Raw genomic sequence first — 15309 nt, forward strand, 5'->3', positions numbered from 1 at the left:
CTTTGTTTTTATCAAGCTCAATTATTAGCAATACTATTCGTTGAACCTTGGGTGCAAAATGAATTGAAGAAGTCAGAGATCAGAAGGTTAATTACAGGGGGATTCCGACCCCCAGTAATTGCATACCATTAAAGCTCTTAAACAGTGACTAAATCTTGTTCCACAGCATTAGGCATAGTCAGTGGATCAAATCCTAACTGCTGAGTAATGCGCTCTCTAGCTAAAATCCGATATTGCCAAAAATGTTCCCCAGCCGCACATAAACCCAAATACATATTCAGGAATTTAGGCTTGGTACGTAGAATCGCCCACAGCTGTTGCCAAAACTGAAGTCTAGTTTCCCGGCGTTGCCAACCTTGACGCCAGAGTAACTGGATGACTAATCTAATCCCTTTTCCGGGAGGAAAATACACTGTTTGCTGGAGGTAGGGATTAGGTTTGATTTTGAGGCATTGTTCAAAACAACGTCGCAGATAGTTTTTGGGTTCGTACATTGTCCACATCGCCTCTACATATTCTCTGGCAACTTCAGCCATTGGACGAGTTGGGACAAAGTTCATTAAGGCATTTTGATCTCCCACCTCTTCACCACCGAAACCTTCTAATAATCGCTGCTCCTGTTTTAGTCTTTGCCACAGCGCTGTGTTGGGGACAGCTTGTAAAATTCCTAGCATGGGTTGAGCAATGCTAGTTTGTTCTACAAAGGCTTGAATCCGCTCACCCGCACCACTGCGTTCGCCATCGAAGCCAATGATAAATCCTGCATAAATAAGTAATCCAGCTTGATGGATTTTCTGACAGGCTTCTACTAAAGGATTGCGGGTATTCTGATACTTACGAGTTACTTGCAGACTGTCTTGATCGGGGGTTTCTATACCAAGAAAAACTGCGTAGAATCCAGCCTGAGCCATTAAATCCAATAACTCTGCATCTTCTGCGAGATTTACAGAAGCTTCAGTCCAAAAAGTAAAGGGATAATTGCGCTCCTTCATCCAAGGAATTAACTCTCGTAGCAGGCGTTTAACATTACGCTGATTGCCAATAAAGTTATCATCCACCATGAAGATTGAACCACGCCAACCTAAGTCATAGAGGGTTTGCAGTTCTGCTAGAGTTTGACTTGGTTCTTTGGTACGGGGTTTGCGACCATAGAGATTGATAATGTCACAGAATTCGCAGTTAAAAGGGCAACCCCGGGAAAACTGAACTGCCATCATAAAATATTTATCCCGCTGGAGTAAATCAAAGCGAGGCATAGGACTTTGAGTCACATCTGGTTTTTCACTGGCGCGGAAAATACCTTGCTCTTGATTTTGGGCGATCGCTTCTAAAAATTGCGGAACTGTAATCTCCCCTTCGTCTAAAATTAGGTAATTGGCTCCTGCATTGAGGGCAGCTTCTGGTATTGAAGTTGGATAAGAACCACCTACTGCTACTTTTTTCCCTAGCTGTGCTGCTTTCTGAATCTGGGCTAGAAAATCTTCTTTTTGGGCAATCATCGCAGAAAGAATCACAATATCACACCATTGCCAATCTGCATCCGTTTCTGAGCTAACATTGCGGTCATAAAACCGAATTTCCCATTCTGCTGGTAGCATAGCAGCGACAGTAATAATACCCAGTGGTGGAATAGATGCCTTTAATCCTGCGATTTTCATGAATTCATCGTAAGACCAAAAAGTTTTAGGAAAGCGGGGATAAAGTAACAATGCTTTCATAGTTGTAATTCTCTTATTCTGAAGCTTTGCTATTATGAATCCTGATTTCTGCATCTCCATTGCAGATATGCAGAAAAATCACATCTAGTCGTCTGTCTCCAGACAGATATTGAGAGTAAAAGCAAATTTCCAGTCGTCAGGTTTTCAGCAATTTTACAATCTGCCAAATCAAAGTTTTTTTGGTAAAACTACAAGGAATAGGCAATACGAGCCACTCTAGTAAAGCTTTCATCAGCAAATACCCGATGAAAAAATAATCAATTACTTCTAAGGTTACTGCTAGTTTTTCTGAACAGATTTTAAATTTTATCTATTTTTATAAAGTAATTATACCAGCCCTTTGGTGGTGCGATCCTAAACAATAAGTTTTCTTTGTGCCTTGGCGTCTTTGTGGTGAAAAAATAAATTTTATTTAACCACCAAGACACTAAGACACCAAGTTGAATTAGCAAAAAGCAGGAAGATGACGGTTACTGATCTCCAAATCTACGGAATTAGACCAGAAGGTATTATCGAACTTTCCACGTCAAGCAATTTTGGAATTTCGCAAAGGTAGAGGCTTGCAATATCCAAGATTGAATGAAGTATACGATAGTTTGTTTGCTATACTTCGACAGCTAGGGCAACCAACAGATGCTTAACTGGCACTAATAAGGGCTACCCTACAGGGACAAAGGAAGCATATTATCAAACTCAAATGTTTTGTATCTAGCATATCTGCCTGTTGATTCCACAAGTGCTGACTTTGTTGCAGTAGCGATCACGCAAGAAATTGGGGTCGGGTATCGGCTTCCCTTTGATTCCCCAGTCCCCTTTTTGCCCATTTTTAAGTATCTTTGAAAAAAGTTAAAACTATTAATCCTACGTTATGTCTGTCAGGCAAAGAGTTCTTTCTGGTGTTCAACCAACTGGTAACTTACATTTAGGAAATTACTTAGGTGCGATTCGGAATTGGGTAGAAGGACAAAGCCAGTATGATAATTTCCTGTTTATAGCTGATTTACATGCTGTTACTTTACCACACAACCCGGCAGAACTAGCTAAAAATACTTATACCTTGGCTGCTTTATATCTAGCTTGTGGTCTTGATTTAACCCATTCCACGATTTTTGTACAATCTCACGTCCCTGCTCACACTGAACTTACTTGGTTACTCAACTGCATTACACCCCTCAACTGGCTGACAGATATGATCCAGTTCAAAGAAAAGGCTGTCAAGCAGGGTGAAAACGTGGGTGTTGGTTTGTTAGACTATCCTGTGCTGATGGCTTCTGATATTTTGCTCTACGAACCGGATAAGGTGCCAGTAGGGGAAGACCAAAAGCAGCATTTAGAACTAACACGGGATATTGTTAATAGGTTTAATCACTTATTCGCCAAACCAGATCAACCAGTATTGAAGTTACCAGAACCTTTGATTCGTAAGGAAGGGGCTAGGGTGATGAGTTTGACGGATGGGACAAAGAAAATGTCCAAGTCTGATCCTTCGGAATTAAGCCGGATCAACTTGCTAGATTCAGCGGATGAAATTGCCAAAAAAATCAAGAAATGTAAAACTGATCCGACTCGCGGTTTAGAGTTTGATAATCCAGAACGACCAGAAAGTAATAATTTGTTAACTCTGTATATGGTGCTGTCTGGCAAAACTAAGGAAGAAGTCGCTACTGAGTGTCAAGATATGGGCTGGGGACAATTTAAGCCTTTGCTGACAGAAACAGTCATCAATGCCCTCAAACCCATCCAAGAGAAATATCAGGCGATAATGGACGACAGGGGCTATTTAGAGTCTGTTTTACGACACGGAAAACATAAAGCAGAGGCTGTTGCTAACCAAACTTTAGCAAAAGTTAAAGCGGCAATGGGATACTCCACACCATTATGAGGTTTTCTGGGTAGGGTGAGTTGTGTTATAGCTTTACCCAAAGACAGAAATGCTCATTTTTATGCTGGATACTCAAAATCCAACTTCTTTAACTTCTTTTCGGACAGCAGCAAAAGCTGGTCAATTCCTAATTACCGCCGAGGTAGCACCACCAAAAGGCGGTAATCCAGAACACATGCTCAAAATGGCGGCGACCCTTAAGGGGAGGGTTCATGCTGTCAATATTACCGATGGCAGCCGGGCAGTTTTACGGATGTGTCCGGTGGTGGCATCGGCAATTTTATTACAACATGGCATTGAACCAATTTGTCAGATTGCTTGTCGCGATCGCAACCGCATTGGTTTACAAGCTGATTTAATGGGCGCTCATGCGCTCGGCATCAGAAATATCCTAGCCTTGACCGGTGATCCTGTGAAAGCAGGTGATCATGCTGACTGCAAAGGTGTGTTTGACTTAGAATCTGTGCGACTGCTGCAAGTCATACAAAAGCTGAATCATGGCGTTGATTACAATGATAAACCTTTAAATGATGGGGCACTAGATTTATTTCCTGGTGCAGCAGTTGATCCGCAATGTCCAAGTTGGTCAGGTTTGCAAAAACGATTTGAACGCAAATTAGAAGCAGGAGCCCAGTTTTTTCAAAGTCAATTAATTACCGATTTTGAAATCCTAGAAAAGTTCATGGATAAAATCGCTGCTGATTGTGGTAAGCCAATTTTAGCCGGAATTTTCTTGTTGAAATCGGCAAAAAATGCCCTATTTATTAATAGGTGTGTTCCCGGTGTAAATATTCCCCAACATATTATTGATAGATTGGCGCAAGCAAAAGATCCTTTAGAAGAAGGGATGAAAATTGCAGCGGAACAGGTACAAATTGCACAGCAATTGTGTCAAGGTGTCCATATGATGGCAGTGAAACGCGAAGATTTGATTCCGCAAATTTTAGAGATGGCTGGAGTGACACCAGTTAATCAAATGGTATCACTCTAAAATAATGGTTTCTCAGTTCAGATCCCCGACTTTTTGAAAAAATCGGGTATCTATAATCCTTCACAATTAATGTGGTAAAACACTAGGTGAGCGTTCGCATTTTTTTTGTTGATTGAAGAGAGTGCGATCGCTCTTTTTATTCCTCTATTGCTAAACTAAAATACAACCCTCACTTCTGGCAAAGGTAATCTTATGACCTCTGCAACCAATCCAACCACCGACCTCACTCCTTTCCCTGATCACACTCAACTTCCTGAGTCTGACGGTACATTTGTGAAAAATTGGCAAGAACATCCGCAAAGTATTTTACTGACTGACTCCATTACACCCGTCCTTCAGAAATTACATCCCGATAGTCAATATTGTATTGGTCAGGACTTAGGCATTTACTGGCGATTAACTGATCCCCCAGAGAAAGGAGCAGAAGCACCGGATTGGTTTTATGTAGGGAATGTACCGCCCTTGCTCAATGGTCAAACACGGAGGGAGGCCGAACAAGAACGCCAAAGGGCTGAACGTTTGGCTGAACAATTGCGATCGCTTGGGGTTGAACCAGAGGCTTAGTATTTTTGGACTGTGGCTTAAAGGTGCGATCGCCCCAGCAAGCTATAATCTCAAAAAGCTATTCAACATAACAAACTAAAAGAAGTCAACTATGGCTCAAGTCTTGGTTGAAGACCTAGACCCCATCATCCTAGAAAAGCTAGAAATCCTTGCTCAACAGCATGGTCACTCTTTGCAAGCAGAAATCAAACACATCTTGGAGATGGCAGTACAAAGCCAGGCAACTTCAAGCAAGCCAGTCAATATGGCAAAGGCGAGAGAGGCTGCTTTCCAAATGCGGCTACAGTTAGTGGGTAGCATCCATACCGACAGCGCAGAACTCCTTAGAAAGGAGAGAGAAAAGTGAATCGGTACGTGATTGATGCCACTGTCGCTGTCAAATGGTTCATCCCAGAGATTAACAGCGAAAAAGCAGCTCGTCTTTTGGACGGAAATTATGAGTTAATAGCCCCAGATTTACTGCTACCTGAGTTTGGTAATATATTGTGGCAAAAAGTTCAGTTAGGAGAAATTACCCCAGAAACGAGTCGCAGAATTATATATAACTTCAAAACAGTAATGTTGCAGACTTATCCTTCAACATTGTTGTTAGAAACTGCTGTAGAAATGGCTAACACTTTAGCACAAACTGTAGATGAATGTTTTTATCTAGCTCTTGCTTTTATGGAAGAATGTCAGCTTGTCACAGCTGACCGCAAATTTTATAACGCGCTCAAAATAAGCTTTTTTGCCGATAATCTTCTCTGGGTAGAAGATATTGCTAATTTGTAGTCGCACTCTTATTTTATCCACTCGTGTTGCTAATAGGTAATTGGGGTATTATCCCCATCACCCCATCACCCCACCCCTCACACCCTTTCTTTAGCTGGTGGCGTGATACCCCACTTGCTTAATCCTTGTGAAAGTTCATTTAAAAATTTCAAGTCCTCTTTAGGTAAAGAATGAAGGGAATTTTCTGTTCTTTCCAAAAATAGAAAAGCTTGTCGGAACTGAGTTGGTGTTGCTTCAATCGGTGAGTTGAGGTGACAAGGAATAATCCGTTGAAAATCCCAACTCGCTACTTGATTAGCCCATTTGATAGTTTTTTCTGGGTCTCGGTTCAGAATTAAAGTTTGCAGGATGGGTGCAACAAATAAGCGTCCGTCCCCCCTTAGGGCATCAAAAGACTGTTGCCAGTCATTCCACTTAAAGGGAAATAAACCGAAATAGGCTTTCTGAGAACGATCTGGCGCCCCCAAAGCATGACGCAAGACTTGCCTCGTACTAATTACTTCCAGCGCACTCGGTTGGAAGTAAAAAGCAAATAAGACAATTCGCTGCCACCCCTTACGACGGTTAGCCTCAGTGTCAAAAACAATGTGGAAGGCGTCGTCTCTGGCATGAAACAGTAGAGGATAGGGGTCAAGTTGAACTATTGGCGGTGGATTTGCGGGGATAGACAGAACTATATCCGTGACTAGCAATGTACGCGATCGCTTATGGAAAAATGCAACTTCGGCAAATCGTCCTACCCCCAATTCAATCGGTCCAAGAATTGCGTAGTCAAACTCATCGGCAAAGGGTGTATCACTGCTATTGGGTGGAAGTACATGAGTACGTCCTCTTGGTAAACCCAGCCAACTCAGGGGCAGGTTGAGAGGAAAACTCCACTGCTTCGGGGCTACAAAGACTTGTGCTTGGGGAAAACGTCTGGCAAAAGGGCCGACAAAGACTTTATGTTCTAAACCAGAAATGGTAGGCAGAATAATATATTTAACATCCCCGTGTTCTGTCACTAATTCTTCAACAAGGCGGATACATTCTGGGGTTGGTGCGATCGGTGCGTAAACGAGGAGTCCACCTGCTTCTAACTTCACAACAGTCATGCGAATAGGCACGACAACATAGAAAATCCCTTGTATCTGGTCAAATGTCCAAATTGTATCTTTTACTACTTCTTGCCGGAGTGTGCGTCGTCTGCCAAATGGGTAGAGTGGTAAAACAGGCCAGAAAGGCCAAGACCAATCTTTTAAACAGATGTCATCCTGTTGTGTTTGCATATTTTGCGTGTTCATCGTGGTTTTCTCCACGACTCGATCCTCCCGAATCCCCAAGGCTGAGAATATTTTATCTGAATATCTCAAACCAGCTGTCTTGAAAATAGGGTAAAGGGTAAAGGTGAAAGGGGAAGGGGAAGAACATAGGAATCGGAGATTAACTTAACAGCAAACCCATAATCCATCTGTGTACCCTGCAGGAAGCCGCGCTTGGGCGCGTCTACATCTGTGTTCATCTGTGTTCGTTTAATTCATCTCCTCGTTGTAAGCGATCGCCCTGGGGTTCTAGCATGAAAATTCTTAAACCATTATCTGTTTCCTTTTAAAAGCTGTTTAACTTCTGCTTCCTGCCTCTTGTCTCCTTTGATCCAAATCGCCAGTCCACCTCCACGCCCACGTGCTGCGATCAAATCTTCGGTCACAAGAAAGAAAGCAAAAAAGGGTAGTTTGGCAATAGATTGATTGTAGAAATCTTCTGTTTGACTCTGACCGCCTCGAATCTGTTGTTTGTAGACAACACGACCAAACAAGCTGATTTGCATTTGGGTAAAATCAAAAGCCAACAAGTTTTTCTTTCCCAAATATCTGGCTGGCCCTGTAAATTTTAACAACAGACCGCCAAGTTGTACTTGATTACTTATTTCCCCTTTGTCAGCAGCTATGTCTGTTGCAGCAAAACAAATGTGTGCCGCCCCAAACTTTGGTAAATAAAAACCCCTACCTAATTCAATTCCTCGCCTATTTTTACGTTTGCGAGTTCCAGTGGTAAAACATAGTCGCCACTGACCAAGTAAAGATGTCAAGGGATAAGTTAATTTTTTTTGCTTAGCAGCTTTTTCTGCTTGGAGTAAGGCATTTACCACTGTTGGGACGGCAGGGCGATCGCTTGCTTCTCCCCGATATGCAGAAACAGCCTGCTCAAGTACAGTTGTAAAATGTTGTAAAGTTGGTGATGTTAATTCAGGCGATCGCATTGATTTAATCCTCATTGAATTATGTTTATTTGTTGGTGTTTAGTAATTGATGTTCTTTCCAACCAACAACCAACAACCAACCATCAACAATACTACTGAGGCTTGCGGCTAATAATAGTGCGGTGGCGAGGGTCACTGTCAACTGTAACTGGTTTTGAGAAACCTACCTCTTCTAATGCTGCTTCCATATCAAAAGAGTAATAATCATCACTCCAAGGTTCAGTACTTTTCATTAAAGTAAATAAAACTGGTGGCAAATTTTGGATCACAGGAGATTTAGGGTTGTTGTCTACTAACGCAATACAGCCACCAGGACGCAGCAGTCGCAGCGCCTCGGTAAAAATTGCTTTGCTAGCGTAGTGTGGCAATTCATGAGTCACAAATTGTAAAGTGACAAGATCAAAGGAATTACTTTGCAGTTTCGTATCTTCCCCCTTAGCATGAAGCCACTGGGATATTTCACCATTGACATCCAAAGTCTTAGCTACAGCTAGCATATAAGGCGACAAATCTAGACCAATTGTGCGAACAGGATGACTTTGCTTTTTCTGGTAAAAGCGGTGTAAGGCTAAAGTAGAAATACCCACAGAACAACCTATATCTAAGATATTTTTAACTTCTTGAGGGCCATAAGTTGCCAAAACTTGATGAAAGGTGTCTCGCAAGCGATCATGGGCAGTTTCCCAAGTCAGCTTTTCTTGAGGCCATACCCGCAATGCCATTGAGTAAGTAGCACTGGGGGCTTCCAAGGCCGCTTGCCAGCAAAGATTTCCTTGGGAGTAGGCATGAAAGGGAACTTGATAGTAGTCGGGGTAGACAATACTAGAGTCTACAATCTCTGTTAGTTGCTGTTTTACCCCCGATGCTACCAAACTTTCGTAGTTTTTGCGCCAAGGAACACCATTGTTTTCAGCAGTTTTAATGATTACTTGCCTTGCCTGATGTTTCATCAGGTTGTAAATTGGTTTGGTTTGGATAAGTAGATTCACAAATTGAGAGAGCAGTCCTTCACCAGCCCAATCTGGCTTAATTTTGTCTTTCATCTGAGATTATGTGTAATCGACGCAAGATAACTGTTTATATTTTAGGTTTTAATGTTAATTTACTGAGAAACTACAATCGAGAACACGAAAATTTATTAAAAAATAAATTCTTTTACCTATGAGTATTCTATTCAACCCAAAATTTCGCCTTTTCCTCGGTTCTGCTGCTATATTATCTGTTGGTTTCGGTAGTGCCTACTTATATACTCAGTCGAATACTCAACAGCAAATTTCTCTTGCATCTGTTCCAACGAGTTCCATAATTACCAAAAATTTACAAGCTGAGAATCCAGTTAAACAAAGTAATTTGACATCAAGTTCAGGATTGATATCAGCATCTACCCCCTATCAAGTAATTGATGAATTTAAAAAATATAAATATAGCGTTAATGGTAATCAAATTCTCTCTTCTGCCAAACTTCCAACTAATAAGGTGAGTTTCAACCAAAAAGATTTATTATTTGTTCTTACTAATACTAGAAAATATTACCAAGACTACGCAAGTCAAGATCCAGATATTCTCCGAACGGGATTACTAGGGACTGCGGGAGTTAGTGTCCAAGATACACTGAAAACCCTAAATTTTATGATTGCTGTTTTAAAAGAGGATATTGCAAATAATCGCACAACTCGTTTACAAGATCCCAATTTTATCAATACTAATTTTCGAGTCATTAAATGGTCTGCTTATAAACCACAAAATCCTAAGCAGAAGAGGTTAAGAATTACTAAGTATGCCGTTTTTACTCATACAGGCTCTAGGAAAAAAACTGCGAATTACAATATACCAATTTACAGTTTAAAAGATAACTTAAGTGGTGACAAGTTTTATACTAGATATACTAAACAGGATGTTTTATCAGGTATTTATGAACCTGGGGGAAGAGAATACGGTAAAGTTGAACCTCTTGCTTATTTGACTCGTCAAGGCTTGGAAGAAGCTTTGATGCAAGGAACAATCTTGATTAACTTTACTGATGGTTCTCGAGAATTTTTTAATGTAGATAGAAATAATGGAATGTCTTATGTTCGAGGAGTAACACCAACAGCACAAAAGCGCTATTGGTATTTTAGAAAAGTAAATGCCATTAAAGGCTATGGATATAAGATTGATGCAAAAATTTCCATTAAGCCAGGAGTAACTTTTGCTGGGGATGTATTAAATATTGGTTTAGGTCGGGTAATTGTAATTGAGTATGGTCAAGGTAAAAATAAACGCCTCAAAATGGGAGTAATTGCCGATACAGGCGGAGCATTTTTACCAAATTTTTATCAGCTTGATTTTTTAGCAGGTATTTTTAAGACAAATAAAGATTTTAGCAGGTATATCAGTCAGTTACCCGAATATGCCACAGCCTATATTTTAGTGAAAAAGTGAATATTTGATATTTCTGAATCAGCCGTTTCAAAGTAACTCGTAAATCTCTTTTTTCTCTGGTGCATTCTCTGGGTCTCTGTGGTTTGTAAATTATTTATTTAACCGCAGAGGTGCAGAGGACACAGAGATTAAGAGGAGTTGACTGTCGATAATTTTATCCACTTTTAAAAAGCTACACTTATAAATTTAGGTATGGGATTTATCACCTTAAAACAATTCTTCTTTGATTAACCGACCATCTTCTATGTGAATTATTTTATCTGCTATATCTAAAACTCTGTTGTCATGAGTCACCATCAAAATAGCACATTGCTGTTCCTTAGCCAGTTGTTGCATTATTTCTACAACCTCTCTACCAGACTTACTATCTAAGGCAGCAGTAGGTTCATCAGCTAAGACTAATTTGGGCTGGCTCACTAAAGCACGAGCAATAGCTACCCGTTGCTTTTGTCCTCCCGAAAGCTCGCTAGGATAGTAATTAATTCGATGTCCTAATTTAACAGCATGGAGCATTGCTTCTGATCTCAGGCGAGACTTTCGGTAAGAAATATTTCTGTGTAGTTCAAGTGACATTTGTACATTCTGTCGGGCTGTTAAGAAATCCAGTAAGTTGTGAGCTTGGAAAATATAGCCAATGTTGCGGCGTACTTGCACTAATGTTTCATTACTTGCCCCATGTAACTCCCAATCCAAAAATTTGAGGCTTCCTTCTTGGACAGAGCGCAATCCACCAATCAAAGTTAGTAAAGTTGTTTTTCCAGAACCCGATGGGCCAGATAAAATCACAATTTCTCCAGATTTTATCACCAAATTAATGTCAAATAAAATCTGGCTTCGTAATGATTTTTGACCAAAATAGTGATTTAGATTTTTAACGGAAACAACAACTTCTTGTTGAAACATGGATTTTGTAGTTCATTTGATGATAAATTAAAAAATTTCAGCTGGATCTACTACTCGTAATTTATTTGTTGATAAAAATGCAGAAGTTAAGCACATTAATAATGTCGCAAATAATATTATTAATGCCTTGTCATAGCTCATAATAACTGGTAACTTAGTAGCATTTTTTGCTAAATCATATAGAAATATAGATATAAATATGCCCGGGATATAACCTAATATTGCCAAAATGAAAGCTTGTTTAAAAACAACACCTAATAAGTATTTATTTTTAAATCCCATTGCTTTTAAGGTTGCATATTCAGCTAAGTGGCTAGATATATTACTATAAAGTATTTGATAAACAACAACTACACCAACAATAAAGCCCATAATTACCATCAGATTAAAGATAAATCCAATTGGTGTTCTGACACTCCAATAGTTTTTTTCAAAATCAATAAAACCTTCACGTGTCAAAACTTTTACATCTTCGGGTAAGTGAGCTGACAGCATTGCTAAAACTTTTTGGGGATCAGCACCAGGTTTGAGAGTAAGTAAGCCTATATCTATATATTCGGGAGAACGATCTTGGAATACTTTGATGAAAGTTGAGTAACTAATCATTAAATTGCCATCAACTCCAAAGGAAGGCCCTAGCTTGAATAAGCCAGCAACTTTTACTCTATAACCAACTAATGAATTATATCCAAATATTTCAATACTGACAGGTTCGTTTTGGGAAAATTTTTCTGCAATTGGACCAAATTCTGGACGTGAACCACGATCAAATAAAACTACGTTAGGACGTTTGAGTAGATTTAAATTTTCATTAACTTCGGGCAATTTAAAAACCGATTTTGCGGGATCAAAGCCAAGTACATAAATCGGAAATTTCCGACCATTTATTGGATTTTTGAGTTTAGCAAATTGAACGTATAAAGAGTTGACTGATTCTATATCATCAAAGCCTAATGCTTGATATAAGCGGATGCGTGGAAAACTTTGATTTGAAGTCAAGGATTTATATTGGGAACTGATTAAAAATAAATCTCCTTCTAAGTTTTTTTGTACTTGTGTAGCACTGGCATAAAGAGCATCTTGGAAGCCAATTTGCATAAACATCAAAACAGCTACAAATGCAATACCAGCCAAAGCTACTAGAAAGCGAAGTTTTTGTCGAGCTAGTTGTAGCCAGGCTACAGGTATTTTATTTCTCATCTTTTAAACCTCAAAACTGAGATTAGAATTTATTCGTGAGATTGCTCAGTGTTTATGAGTACTTCTACTTGTAAGTTAGTAAGGGCTGCTACTCGTTGATTATCTGCTGGATTATTGATACGGATCTTGACCTCAACTACTTTATTATCTGTATCTGCTCCTGGATTGTTAGTAAAGATATTTTGTTGAGTAACTTGTAAACCTATATCTGTTACTGTTCCTTGTATTTCTCCCAGAAAAGCATTGCTAGTAATAGTTGCAGGCTGATCTAAACGTACTTTTTGAATATCAGTTTCATAGACTTCGGCTACCACATACATCTGATCTGTGCGACCTATCTGAGCAATTCCTTGATTGCCAATGATTTCTCCAGGCCAGGTATAAATTTTTATGATTTGGCCATCTATAGGCGATCGCACTATGCTTAAATTCAGATCCGCTTGAGCCTGTGCTACTGCTGTTTTTGCCTTCTCAACCTCAGCTTGCGCTGCTTGTATATCGGTAGGACGGACTTCAGCAATACTTGCTAGCCTGGCTCTAGCTTCTGTTAACTGTTTTTGCAGAGTGTCGACTGTACGGTTTTGCGTAGCTTTTGCCTCATTCAGTTGTTGTTGAACAGTATCCACTCTCAAGCGTTTAGCATCTGCATCGGATGCTGAAATGGCTCCCTCTTGGTATAACATCTGATATCGGCGATTTTCGCTTTCAGCATTACGCAATTCTGCCTCTAGGCGAGCTATGGTTGCTTGTTGTGCAGATACTTCTCCACGTAACTCAGCTTCTATACGAGCAATAGTCGCTTTTTGGGCAGCTAAATCTCCTGCTTTTGCTCCTACTTTGACTTGATTGAGACTAGCTTGAGCAACTAGAACTTGTTTTTTAGTGTTTTCTAAGGCTGCAAGACGAACATAGAAACTATCAAGAAGTGCAATTGTTTGTCCTTTCCGCACCTTCTCTCCTTGCTGCACCAACAGTTGTGCAACTTGAACACCACCTTGAGAATTAGGAGCAGACAAATTAATCACTTCTCCTTGAGGCTCTAAACGTCCAAGAGCAGCAACAGCACTAATGGTAGGAGAATTAACTGGGTTAACTGAAGTGTTGTCTACGGATTTAGATCGAAATCTAGAAAAGCTGTAGAGAGAAATTGCACCAATACCTAAAGTCATAGCAATTGCCAGAATTATAGGCAAACGATTTATAGGTATCGTGATTGGCTGCCTTTGTTTTTGCACCATAATCTATGCCTTCCTAGTATGAAATTTGTAGACAGACAAATGGCAATAGCTCTGCTCTACAGTCATGGGATTTTCGATTGCTCAGGTACGGGTGGTGTCAATAGCGTCGCTACATCAATTGCCGTTCCAGTTGAAGAATTATCGATTATATAGATAGTGGAAAATAAACCGGATAAGTTTGGCTTTTGAATTTTGGATGTGATTGTTGCTATCAGAGGATGGATTATAGAAAAAGTATCCATCACTCTGTAGCAGTGGGAGCCAATCAGGAATGTGTGTCTGCAATATTGTATTGATTTACGGGTTTAGCATACCTCTTTTTTCCTTTTCATAATGTCTAAGTATTCGCTACGAGTTCCATCGATGCGGTAGTGGTCACAAATTTGACAGAGTTTTAAAAGATCCAATCGACTAAATACTTTTTGATGCTCAATTCCATTGTCGTTTCTCCACCGCCAAAAAGTTGTTCGATCAATACGGCGATTGTTTTCAGGCCATCGTCGCCGTGATAAAAACTCTATAAGTTCTTGTTCATAAAAACAGTAGCCTTTTGGCAATCTGAGGAGTTCTTCTCTTAAATCAGATATTGGTATGAGTGGATCTAGCTCAGATAGTCTCATGCCAGCAACTCCATTTAGTTTCGTGAAATTCTAAGCAAGTAAAAACTGAATGTGACAAGACGTAATCATATCTAATGGCAGATGATGTAATACAGTTATTAAGGTAATTGATGTTTGCAATGTTATTGCCTCCTACTTTATCAAAGAATTGAACTTTGTCTTGACTCAATTTAATCACCAACCATAGTCTTTAAGATACTCAAATGCAACTCATATGCAACGTCTTTAAAGAGAAAAAATAATTGAGACTAAAATATTAGCATTAATGTTTACAAGCACTTCATGAAAGGCAATATGATTAGTAAAATTGAATTAATAATATATTCCAAACATCTATCATGAAGTAGAAGAGCTTGTATCATTTCTATGTGATATTAATAACAGTAGATAAATGTTAGAAACTATAGATTAGTACAATAAATTCTTTTAAATCTCTACTTTTTGGTAGATGCTCATGCTAAGACACTTTCTACATTAGCTTGTATACAATTATCCTCCCTTGTTCTTCTCATCGAAGAGAGTTAGAAGCATAGATTGCAATCTCAGAAATAGTATTACCAGTTTGCATAAAACTCAGAGATTTATCTTGTCATCAGAGACAACATAAGGTAAGTTCATAATCAACAATAAAATTCTCTTCTTTCTTCTGTTTTTCACCTAATTTTCAGACTAATATTCCATCAACACGATTTCTCTCGTAGAAGACATACAATTTATATGCAATTTTAGAAAATAAACTCTTGGTAGATGAGATAGTGTTAG

General features: G+C 39.5%; 13 protein-coding genes and 1 pseudogene. 6 read left to right on the plus strand and 8 right to left on the minus strand.

Translation table 11 applies throughout. The annotated features are described in order from the left end of the window. Positions 1-137 precede the first annotated feature (137 nt). A complete protein-coding gene (locus UYK_RS0111215) occupies positions 138-1718 on the minus strand; it encodes a B12-binding domain-containing radical SAM protein (RefSeq protein WP_016871419.1) in 1581 nt (526 codons plus the stop codon). Positions 1719-2586: 868 nt separating this feature from the next. Here UYK_RS0111215 and trpS point away from each other — a divergent pair. From trpS to UYK_RS0111245, 5 genes and pseudogenes are all read left to right on the plus strand, one after another. Then, complete coding sequence (gene trpS, locus UYK_RS0111225; protein WP_009459381.1) at positions 2587-3600, plus strand: tryptophan--tRNA ligase; 1014 nt, start codon at positions 2587-2589, stop codon at positions 3598-3600. Positions 3601-3649: 49 nt separating this feature from the next. Continuing rightward, positions 3650-4591: a methylenetetrahydrofolate reductase gene (locus UYK_RS0111230; protein WP_039990947.1), complete on the plus strand. Its 942-nt coding sequence runs from the start codon at positions 3650-3652 to the stop codon at positions 4589-4591. Positions 4592-4783: 192 nt separating this feature from the next. Continuing rightward, positions 4784-5077: pseudogene (locus UYK_RS0111235) on the plus strand (Uma2 family endonuclease); the annotation flags it as partial. A gap of 169 nt (positions 5078-5246) precedes the next feature. Further along, positions 5247-5501, plus strand: coding sequence for a FitA-like ribbon-helix-helix domain-containing protein (locus UYK_RS0111240; RefSeq protein ID WP_009459370.1), 255 nt, complete (start codon positions 5247-5249; stop codon positions 5499-5501). Next, positions 5498-5926, plus strand: coding sequence for a type II toxin-antitoxin system VapC family toxin (locus tag UYK_RS0111245; RefSeq protein ID WP_009459368.1), 429 nt, complete (start codon positions 5498-5500; stop codon positions 5924-5926). The genes UYK_RS0111240 and UYK_RS0111245 overlap by 4 nt, the downstream gene beginning before the upstream one ends. A gap of 77 nt (positions 5927-6003) precedes the next feature. Here the strand turns inward: UYK_RS0111245 and UYK_RS0111250 are convergent, their stop codons facing one another. The 3 genes from UYK_RS0111250 to UYK_RS0111260 form a co-directional block, all read right to left on the minus strand. After that, positions 6004-7209 carry a DUF4336 domain-containing protein gene (locus UYK_RS0111250; protein WP_016871421.1) on the minus strand — a complete coding sequence of 402 codons (1206 nt, stop codon included), beginning with the start codon at positions 7207-7209 and terminating at the stop codon, positions 6004-6006. A gap of 290 nt (positions 7210-7499) precedes the next feature. Continuing rightward, on the minus strand, positions 7500-8165 hold the full coding sequence (locus UYK_RS0111255; RefSeq protein WP_009459364.1) for a hypothetical protein: 666 nt from the start codon (positions 8163-8165) through the stop codon (positions 7500-7502). Between the two features lie 92 nt (positions 8166-8257). Further along, on the minus strand, positions 8258-9208 hold the full coding sequence (locus UYK_RS0111260) for a class I SAM-dependent methyltransferase (protein WP_009459356.1): 951 nt from the start codon (positions 9206-9208) through the stop codon (positions 8258-8260). Positions 9209-9326: 118 nt separating this feature from the next. Between UYK_RS0111260 and UYK_RS0111265 the strand changes: the two genes are divergently transcribed. Continuing rightward, positions 9327-10586 carry a hypothetical protein gene (locus UYK_RS0111265; RefSeq protein ID WP_009459354.1) on the plus strand — a complete coding sequence of 420 codons (1260 nt, stop codon included), beginning with the start codon at positions 9327-9329 and terminating at the stop codon, positions 10584-10586. 207 nt (positions 10587-10793) lie between these two features. Here the strand turns inward: UYK_RS0111265 and UYK_RS0111270 are convergent, their stop codons facing one another. From UYK_RS0111270 to UYK_RS0111285, 4 genes are all read right to left on the minus strand, one after another. Next, the gene (locus tag UYK_RS0111270) at positions 10794-11489 is read right to left on the minus strand and encodes a DevA family ABC transporter ATP-binding protein (protein ID WP_016871422.1); all 696 of its coding nucleotides are present in this window, start codon (positions 11487-11489) and stop codon (positions 10794-10796) included. Positions 11490-11516: 27 nt separating this feature from the next. Then, complete coding sequence (devC, locus tag UYK_RS0111275) at positions 11517-12689, minus strand: ABC transporter permease DevC (RefSeq protein ID WP_009459350.1); 1173 nt, start codon at positions 12687-12689, stop codon at positions 11517-11519. Between the two features lie 29 nt (positions 12690-12718). After that, entirely contained in the window at positions 12719-13927 is a 1209-nt protein-coding gene (locus UYK_RS0111280) for an ABC exporter membrane fusion protein (RefSeq protein ID WP_009459348.1), read from the minus strand. A gap of 305 nt (positions 13928-14232) precedes the next feature. Beyond that, on the minus strand, positions 14233-14547 hold the full coding sequence (locus tag UYK_RS0111285) for a hypothetical protein (RefSeq protein WP_009459346.1): 315 nt from the start codon (positions 14545-14547) through the stop codon (positions 14233-14235). Between the last annotated feature and the right edge of the window lie 762 nt (positions 14548-15309).

The organism is Fischerella thermalis PCC 7521, from assembly GCF_000317225.1.
In the GTDB taxonomy this organism is placed as follows: Bacteria; Cyanobacteriota; Cyanobacteriia; order Cyanobacteriales; family Nostocaceae; genus Fischerella; species Fischerella thermalis.